The 9,547-nt window shown below is 75.9% G+C and carries 4 protein-coding genes and 1 pseudogene; all 5 read left to right on the plus strand.

The features are described from left to right. Window positions 1-1,102, plus strand: a pseudogene (locus VF665_RS23190) (hypothetical protein); the annotation flags it as partial. Then, window positions 1,095-3,149 carry an AAA family ATPase gene (locus VF665_RS23195; RefSeq protein ID WP_331055861.1) on the plus strand — a complete coding sequence of 685 codons (2,055 nt, stop codon included), beginning with the start codon at window positions 1,095-1,097 and terminating at the stop codon, window positions 3,147-3,149. The pseudogene VF665_RS23190 and the gene VF665_RS23195, both read left to right, overlap by 8 nt. Window positions 3,150-3,164: 15 nt before the next feature. After that, window positions 3,165-4,514, plus strand: a complete 1,350-nt coding sequence (locus tag VF665_RS23200; RefSeq protein ID WP_331055862.1) for a hypothetical protein — start codon at window positions 3,165-3,167, stop codon at window positions 4,512-4,514. A gap of 17 nt (window positions 4,515-4,531) precedes the next feature. After that, window positions 4,532-6,028 (plus strand): hypothetical protein, encoded by a 1,497-nt coding sequence (locus tag VF665_RS23205; protein WP_331055863.1) that lies wholly within the window; start codon window positions 4,532-4,534, stop codon window positions 6,026-6,028. Continuing rightward, window positions 6,025-9,495, plus strand: coding sequence for a hypothetical protein (locus VF665_RS23210; RefSeq protein ID WP_331055864.1), 3,471 nt, complete (start codon window positions 6,025-6,027; stop codon window positions 9,493-9,495). Before VF665_RS23205 ends, VF665_RS23210 begins: the two co-directional genes overlap by 4 nt. Window positions 9,496-9,547 lie beyond the last annotated feature (52 nt).

The raw sequence follows: 9,547 nt of genomic DNA on the forward strand, positions 1-9,547 counted from the left end.
GGCGCTGGCGGCGCGCATCCGCCCGGCCGCGTGGACCGCCGTCGCCCGGGCCGCGCTCACCGTTGCCGCCATCCCCGGCTCCACCTTCGCCGCGTTGGTGGCGTGGATGGAGGGCGCACCCGCCGGTCCGCCGTCCCCGTCCCCGGACGCCGGCGCGGCGCCCGTTCGCGCGGCGGATCGCATTGTCCGCCGGTCCTCCATCGTCCACGCCATCTCCGCGCATTCCGCCGATCCGCAGACCCGCGCGGCGCTCGCCATCCTCGGCGCGCTGGAGGCGGAGCCCGCGGCGCTGCGGCGGGACGCGGCGGATGCCCTCTCCGTCATCGCCCTCGTGCAGCGCGAGATGGATGACGCTCCGGTGGATGCGGATACGCGAGCCGGTCATCGCTCATCCGCGCGTGACGCCGATGGGAACGGGCGCGGGACGGATCCACGGACGACGGATCGCGCGGTGGATGGGCGGACCGCGGCGTCGCCATCCACCGGGACGGATGGACGGCGCGCGGCGGAAAAGGCGGAAGGCGACAAAGTGGACAAAATCGCCCCGTCGCCATCCGCCGGGGACGGCGACGCGCCGTGGGCGGTGCGGGCGGCGGGGGAGACGCGCTGGGGCGGGCTGCTCTTTCTCATCCACCTGATCGACAGCCTCGATCTCCCCGACGCGATGGCGGAGGACGAGGCGCTCGCCGCGCGCTCCCTGCGCTGGTGCCTGCACCGCCTCGCGATGGAGCTGCTGGGGCTGAACGAGCGGGACCCCGCCGTGCTGGCCTTCGCGGGGCTGGGGCCGGACCGCGACCTGCCCTCGCGCGGGGAGGAGGCCGCGGCGGAGGACGAGGTGCAGGCGGTCGCCGATTTCGCCCGACGGGTCGCGTCCGCCCTGCACGTCCGGATGCGCGGTGCGCAGGCGGACGGGCGCCGCGCGGAAGACGCGCTGCTGCGCGAGGTCTGCCGGCGCGCGGCCACGGTCGCCGCGGATCCGGGGTGGATCGAGGTGCGGCTGTCGCTGGACGAGGTGTCGGTGGAGGTGCGGCGCGCGGGGCTGGACCTGGACCCCGGCTGGGTGCCCTGGCTGGGCGCGGCGGTGAGGTTCGTCTATGGCTGACACCGCGCCCCGCCTCCTGGTGCCGCGCTTTGGCGGCGGCGACCCGTTCCACGGCACCAACGGCTCCACCCCGCACCTCGGCCTGGACGCGGCGGAGGAAACGGTGAGCGCCCGGCTGGCCCGCGCCGCCGCCGCCCTCGCGGGCGACCTGGCCGGGCTGCTGGACCAGGCGCTCGCCCCCGGAGAGCACGGCTCCACGCGCGACTTTCTGTACGCCATGGCCCGGTCCGCGGAAGACGCGGCGGGCGCGCCGCCCTCCGCGCCGCACCCGGTGGACCTTGTGGCCGCGGCCTTCGGGCTCAGCCCGGTGGAGCTGGATCTGGTGACGCTGGCCGGGCTGCCGGAGGAGCACGAGGGGTACGCCGGCGTCCTGCGCACCCTTCACCCGCGGGGCGAGCCGCGGCCCACGGCGGGGCTCGCCGCGCAGCTCCTGTGCGCCACCCCCGCCGACCGCGCCCTGCTGCGCGGCGTGCTGGAGTCCGGCGCCGCCGTGCGCGCCGGCGTGCTGCGGCTGGGCGACGAGGGGCCGTTCTGGGAGCGCACGCTGCTGCCGGCCGACGCGCTCTGGTCCGCGCTGCACGGGCTGGACGTGTGGCCCGCCGCGCTCACCCGCGTGGGCGGCCCCGTGGTGGCCGCCGGGCTGGACGCGTGGCTGGCGCTTCCCGAGTGCGCCGCCGCCCGCGCCGCGCTCGCCGCCGGCCGGCCGTGGACCGTCCTGGTGAGCGCGGACGACGAGGGGCGCGCCCTGCGGCGCGCCGCCGCCCTGGTGCAGTCCGCCGGGCGGGCGCCCGCCCGCTTCACCTTTGCCGCGCAGCCGCCCCCGGACGCGGACCGCCTGGCCTCGGTGCACGCCGCTGCCCGCGGGCTCGTCCCCGTGATCGCCCTCGCCCCGCCGGACGGGCCCGGCGCCCACACCGCGCCCGCCTTTGCCGCGCACGACGGCCCCGTCGTGCTCTGCGCGCGCACGGGCGGCGCGCGGGTGAGCGGGCCGCGCCCGGTGCTGGAGGTGCCCGCCGCGCCCCTGACCCCAGGCGCGCGCGAGGCCATGTGGCGCGCCCTGGTGCCGGAGGTGGAAGACGACGCGGCGGTGCTGGCGGCGCGCTACACGGTGGACCCCGAGACAGCCCGCGCCGCGGCGGAAGACGCCCGGGCGCTGGCCGGGCTGGAGGGCCGCCCGCCCGCCGTGCACGACGTGGCGCGCGGCGTACGCACCCGCGCCGGGCTGGCGCTCAGCAGCGGGGTGCGCCTGATCCGCCCCACCGCGGGGTGGGACCGGCTGGTGCTGCCCGGGGAGCGCGCCGGCCAGCTGCGCGAGGCCATCGGCAGGCTGATGCACCAGGCCACCGTGCTGGACGGCTGGCGCTTCCTGTCCGGCCGCACGGGCGCGCGCGGCGTGCGCATGCTGTTCGCCGGGCCGTCGGGCACGGGCAAGACGCTGGCGGCGGAGGTGATGGCGCAGGCGCTGGGGGTGGACCTGCTGATGGTGGACGTGTCGCGGGTGGTGAGCAAGTGGATCGGGGAAACGGAAAAGAACCTGTCCGAGGTGTTTGACGCCGCCGAGAACGCCCAGGCCGTGCTGCTGTTCGACGAGGCCGACGCCCTGTTCGGCAAGCGCACGGAGGTGAGCGACGCGCACGACCGCTACGCCAACCTGGAGACCGCCTTTCTGCTCACCCGGCTGGAGCGCTTTGAGGGGCTGGCCGTGCTGAGCACCAACCTGCGGCAGAACATCGACCCCGCCTTTCTGCGCCGGCTGGAGTTCGTGGTGGACTTTCCCGAGCCCGGCCCCGCGGAGCGCGAGGCGCTGTGGCGCTGCCACATCCCCCACGGCGTGCCGCTGGGCCCCTGCCTGAACCTGCGCGAGCTCGCCGCCACCTATCCCGTCGTGGGCGGGCTGATCCGCAACGCCGCCGTGGCCGCCGCCTTTCTGGCCGCGGCGGAGGGCTCCCCCATCACCGCGCAGCACGCGGTGCGCGCCATTCGCCGCGAGTACGACAAGACCGGCCGTGCCTTTCCCGGGCTGCCCTCCGGCATGTCCGCCCCCTGAACCCCAGGACGCCCCATGCCCGTTCCCACCACCCTGGACGACTTTTCCGGGCAGGCGCGCGCCGCCTGGGCCGCCGCGCAGGCCACGTCGCGCACCGTGCTTTCCGACGCCACCGCCGCGCTCGCCTCCGCCCGCGCGGACCTGGCCAGCGCGACCGCCGCCATGACCGCCGCCCGCGCCGCGCTGGCCGCCACCCGCGCCGAACTGGAGGCCAGCACCGTCCCCGCCGACCAGGCCGTGCTGATCGCGCAGGCCGCCGTGCTGCAGGCGCAGGCGCGGGCGCACGAGGCCGCCGTGCGCGAGGCCGGCGAGGCCGTGGCCCGCAACGAGGCGCGCAGCTCCGCCGGGGCGCGCTTCCTTGCCGCCGCCAACGTGGGCGTGTCGCGCGCGGCGGCGGAGCGCACCGCGCTGGAAGCCGAGCACGACCGGCTGCAGGCGCTGCGCGAAGCCGCGACGGAGCCGCCGCTGGACACCCTTCCCGCCGAGGTGAACGATGCCCTGGCCGGCCCGCCGTACACCGACGCCAAGGCGCGGGTGGACGGCGACCTTCCCGCCGAGCTGGTGAGCGCGGCGCGCGCCAGCTACGCCGCCGAGGCGGACCTGGTGGCGGCGTACCGCACGGGCAGCGAGGCCGCGGACGACCTGCTGGCCGCCGCCCTGTCCGGCGCGCGGGGCCACGACGCGGCGGTGGACGAGGCGCGCGGCCGGCTGGAGCGCGCGGAGCGGCGGCTGCGCGACTGGGTGGACCGGGCCCGCGAACGCTTTGCCCGCGCGCAGGCCCAGCTGCAGGCCGTGGCGGACGGCGGCCCGCTGCTCACGGAGGCGGAAGACGAAGTGCTGGACGACGACACGGACGGCGCCGCGGCGGCCGCGCTGCGCGCCACCCGGGAGACCGCGCTGGGGACACTCCGGACGGCGGGGATCGCGGTGGATGGCGCCCTGCTGGCCGCGCGCGCGCCCGATCCGGGAGCGGACGTGACGGAGGCGGCGGGCGTCAAGAGCGCGGTCGCCGTGGAGTCGGGCGCCACTACCGCACTGAACAACGCGGAAATCGCCTACGCGCCCAAGGCGGCGGACTACGCGGCGCTGGTCTCCAACGTCCCCGACAGCGCGTGGGCGCGGCTGCTGGCCTTTCTGGAGGCGGAAGCCACGCTCAAGGAGCTGGACGCCATCAACCCCGCCACCCTCGCCACTGGCGTGGAGCAGGCGGAAAAAGCCCTGGCCGCCGCCCTGTGGGCCCGGCACGCGGGGGCGCTTTCCACCGCCTGGCTGGCGGAGCAGGCCGCGCTGCGGCAGGCCCTGTACGAACGTGCCCGCGACTCGCGCCCCGGCCGGCTGCTGGGTGCCGTGCGCGGCGACGCCTGAACCGAAAGGAGAACCCGGTGGCCAACGACACCCTGACCCGCGGCTGCGGGGGGAGCGGCGCGGGAGCCGCGGCGGGAGGCGCGCTCCTCCCCGCCAGCCCCTTCTACGCGCCGCGCTACCACTTCGGGATGCTCCTGGGAGTGGACGACTTCGAGAGCGAGCAGGCCTACCACCGCGGCAAGCTGCGCCTGCACAACGCCTGGCTGCACGGCGAGGGCGTGGTGTGGGGGCTGGGGGTGGACCTTCCCGCGGTGGAGGGAAATCCCGGCACCCTGCGCGGCGAAATCCGCGTGGCGCCCGGCTTTGCGCTGGACGCCGCGGGGCGCGAGCTGCACCTGGACACCGCCGCCTGCGTGAACGTGGCCCCCTGGTACGCCGCCCACCGCGACGACCCCGAGGTGCGCGATGCCGCCACGGTGGGCGAGGACGGCACGGTGACGCTGGACGCCCACGTGACCGCCTGCTTCCGCGCCTGCCTGGCGCGCCCCGTTCCCGCGCTCTCCGAGCCGTGCGACGGCGCCGGGACGGACACGGCGTACTCCCGCGCGCACGAAACGGTGGAGCTGCGGCTGGTGCCCGGCCCCCCGCCGCCCCGCGTGGACGAGTACCCCCGCCTGCGCCTGCTCTTCGGGCTGAGGGAGGCGGAGGTGGCGGACAGCCTCCCCATGCCGCGCGACAAGGTGGTGCTGGACGCGGTGGCGGCCATTCTGGGGCTGGGCGCGGCGGAGCAGCCGGCCGCGTACCTGGAGGCGTTCCGCCGCTTCGCCGCGCTGGACGAGATGGACCGCGCCCCGGCGCAGGCGGGCGAATCCGGCTCCGGCTTCTTTCCCGCCGGCGACGACACCTGCGTTGTGCTGGCGAGCGTCGCCGCGCTCACGCTCTCGCCCACGGGCGCGGACGGCGCGCTCGTCTTCACCGGCGCCACGGTGGACAACACGGTCCGCCGCGCGCACGTGGCCACGTCCACCCTTCAGGATCTGCTCTGCGGCCCCCTGTTCCGCGCCTCGGGCGGCGGTGCGCCGCAGCTGCTGGCCCCCATCAACGAAGCGCCCAGCGAGGGGGGCGGCAGCGGGCGGGGCGACCTGCCTGAGGAGGACTTCCCGGCGGAGGCGGGCGACGCGAACGCCCCGGCGGACCCCGGCATCGGGCCGCGGATCGATCCCGGGTCCGTGCGGCTGGAGGGGGAGGTGGTGACGATGCGGTCCGTGGGGCGGCTGTCGCGGGCCAGCGTGGCGCCGGAGTCGTTCAGCGTCTCGTCGTACGACCTCAACGACGGATGGGCCAGCGTGGAGGTGCGCGCCGCCAGCGTGGACCGCGGCGGCACCCGCGTGCGGCTGGACCTGACCCACACCTACACCGGCAACCTGGTGCGCGTCATTGCCCGCGGCACCGGGCCCGCGCCCCTGCTGGGAACCAACCTGGCCCCGCTGAACGGCGCGGCCGGCGGCCCCGGCGGGGGCGACGTTCACGACGGACGCGACTTCGTCCTCATGCTCAGGAGGAGCGAGAAGTGACCACCAACGGCAGCAACACCATGGGAACGGAAGGGCCGCTGGTGCTGGTGGGGGCGCAGAGCGGCATTACGCTCATCCCCTCGCCCACCCCGCTCACCCGGCTGAACTACTTTGACGGCAAGTTCCTGCGCGCCGACGACCTGTCGCGCGAGCAGGGCTACCTGCGGCGGCTGGTGGAGCTCGGCAACCAGGCCGGCGGATCGGGCGTGGTGCACGGCTTTGATCTGCTCGCCGCCGGCGCGGGCACGCTCACGCTCACGGCCGGGCTGGCCATCGATCCCAGGGGGCGCGTCCTGTACCTGCCGCACGAGGGCGCGCTGAACCTGGCGCAGCTCATCGAGCGCTCCGCGCAGTCGTCCTCCTCCGCGGGAACGCAGGCGGGGGGCGCGCCGGGGTTCGCGGAGTGCGAGGCGGCCGCCGCGGGGGGCGAGGTGATCGCGGGGACGCAGGCCACCGACCTGTACGTCATCACCCTTGCCCACGCGGAGGCGCTCTGCGGCGAGGAGGACGTGTACGGCAAGCTGTGCGAGGACGCCTGCGTGGGGAGCACCCAGCGCCCGTACCGGCTGGAGGGCGTGGTGGTGCGCGCCGTTCCGCTCACCCTCCCCGCCGCGCCGTGCACGGCGTCGTGGCTGGGGCCGCAGCACCGCCGCTCGCAGGTGGCGTCCGCCTGGTTCGCCGGGGAGCGCGCCGCGCTGGGGCACGACCTGTCCGCGCAGCGCATCCGCGGTGAGGTGTGGTGCCGCGGCGCCGTGGCGGAGACGGGGGACGCCGTGCCGGTGGCCGTGGTCTCTGTGTCCGGCGGCGCGCTGCAGTTCGTCGACCCATGGATCGCGCGGCGCGAACGGTTCGCGCCGGTGCCGCCGCGCTGGTGGCAGTGGCAGACGCAGATGCGGCCGCTGGCCGTGTTCTGGGCGCAGATTCTCCAGTTCCAGTGCCACCTGGCCGACCTGCTGGCGGACGGTCCGGACACGGGCGGCACCGACCCCTGCGCGGACCAGAACGCGCTGCTGCAGGAGGTGAAGGCACTGCTGCAGCAGATCCAGCAGTCCGGCGGCCAGCTTCCCCCCGCCGTCACCGAGGCGCTCGGCGGGCTGGGCGACAAGGTGGGCGCGGTGCTCACCGGCTCCGTGGGGCAGTCGTCGCGCATCCTGGTGGACCTGGGGATTACGGAGCTTCCGCCCGCCGGCTACCTCCCCGTCGATCCGTCATCCCCGCTGGACGTGAACGAGCAGGTGAAGCGGCTGATGGGCGAAGGGGTGGAGCTGCGCTTCTGCGCGGTGCGGCCGGACTACGTGGCGCACGCGCTGGAAGAAGCGCAGCACCTGGACCGCATCTGCCTGCTCACCGGGCTGGACGATCCCACGCGGCGGCAGCGGGTGGACATCCTGGTGCCGGACGGGCAGGTGGTGCAGGGCCCCGCCGCGGGCGGGGGGCTGCCGCTGGAGGTGCGCGTGCGCATCTCGCCCCCGGACCTGGACACGGACCGCCCGGCGGACGTGGCGCCGGAGCTGGCGCTGGTGATCAACGGCGCGGGGCGGGCGGAAATGCTCCCCGGGGGCGGTGGCGCCTTTCACTTCGCGGGCAGGGGCATCCGCATCGACTTCCCCAGCGATCCGCCGGCCAACCAGGTGGACGCGGCGGGTCAGCAGGGCACCCCCGCAACCACGTCCGCCGCCCTCGCGCGGACGCGCTTCACGCGGGGGACGCGCAAGGGGATGGAGACGGCCGTGGCCCAGGACGGCGCCACCGCGCAGGCGGACGGGCGGGGCGGCGTGACCGGCTTTCAGACCGCCCCGCCGCAGCCCGTGCAGACCGCGGCGCCGACGGCCCCCCCGGGGCTTCCCCCCTCCGCGTGGGCGTCCATGAGCATCGGGCGCAACCCGTTCGCGCTGCAGGTGGGCGAGGCGGTGGCGGTGAACGGCGAGTTTGCGCTCAACACCGTGGAGTTCGACGACCACACGGAGTCCGAGCGCGACGTGGCCTACGCCTTAGTGCTGCAGGGCGACCTGGAGGTGGAACAGGCCGCGGGCGGCGTCTCGCTGCAGGGCACGGCGCTGGGCCACGCGGTCCTGCGCACGGGGGACGGCAGCCCGGAGTCCAACGGCATTCAGGCCGGGGTCAAGCTCACCCTGCAGGGCACCGCGGCGCAGGGGCAGCTGACGGTGGAGCTGTCGCTGGAAGGGGAACTGCAGGCCACGCTCAGCACCGGCTGGTCCGGCCCGCCGGTGCTGGCCACCTCGGACCTGCGCGCCGACTGGATTGAGATGTACCGCCTGCGCCTGCGGGATGAGGGCGACACGGAGGCGGACGAGAAGGCCGGTGCGCTGGAGGAAGAGCACCCCGACTTCCGCTCCCTCCCCGTGGGGCTGGTGACGGCCAGCCAGAACGCGGCCACCACGCAGCCGGGGAACGCGTACCACGACGCCTCCGTGCAGGCGCTCACCACGCTGGAAGTGCTGCTGCGCGAGCCCGGCTTCCGCGCCCAGCGCGAGGCCATCCTGTTTCCGCCGCCCGCGCCGGCCGCTTCCGGCGAGTCGCGGGTGCGCGCCACCCGCGACTGGGTGCTCTTCCATCGCCGGCGCGAAACGTCGTGCTGCTGCACGCCGCCCGCGCCCGCGCCCGTGGCGGCGCAGGCCGCCGTGGCGCGCCGGTACCGCGTGTACCACATCCGGGCGCCGCGCGGAACCTCCATCGAACAGATCCGCGCCGCGGTGGGCGGACCGGCGCCGGTGGAGGGCACGGAGGAGCTCACCATCACCCCCGAGTTCCAGGGGAACGGTTCGCTCACCCTGGCCACGCCCGCCGCGTACGTCGCCGGCGCGTGGAACACGGTGGACAAGGGGGCGCGCATCGTCTACGGCGCGGTGGGCGGCGCGGGCGCGGGCCAGGCGGACGGGGCGGCGGTGCACGAAGGCCGGCTGAACCGCATCGCCGGCATCGTGGACGACGCCACGCCGGACGAAGGCGCCCTGTACGAAGTCCTGTCCGCCGTCCCCGCGCACCTGTCCGCCTCCGGCGCGGACGGCGTCATGGTGCTGGTTACGCTGGAGGAGGCGCCGCAGACCACCCGCCTGCGCGTGTTCGCGGCCCGCGGAGCGGGCACCATGGTGAAGTACCTGACCATGCTGCAGAACGGGGAACTGGCCCTCGCGCTGGGGAGCGGGAAGAACCTGGGGGAGGTCGTCTACAACGGAACCAGTACGACGCCGCTGGACTCCACGCGGCAGGCGGTGCAGACGGCGTGGAAGGCGGCGTTCCCCAACAACTCCGTGGGCCGCGCGGTGCTCGTGCTCCCCAGCGCCGCGCCGGTGGGCGGCGACGCGGTGGCGCAGCAGCGGGCGCAGGCGGTGCTCACGCCCATGGGTGGAACGCTGACGGACGGGATCAAGCGCACCGGCGAGGACGTGATGGGAGGCAGCGCCGGGCTGCTGATCGTGGAACCCGGCCAGACCATTCCAGGCTGACCGGGCCGGTTTTCCGCCCCGCGGTTCCGGGGCGGTCAGTGGATACGGAGGA

Origin of the sequence: Longimicrobium sp., from assembly GCF_036387355.1 — a bacterium.
Classification (GTDB): Bacteria; Gemmatimonadota; Gemmatimonadetes; order Longimicrobiales; family Longimicrobiaceae; genus Longimicrobium.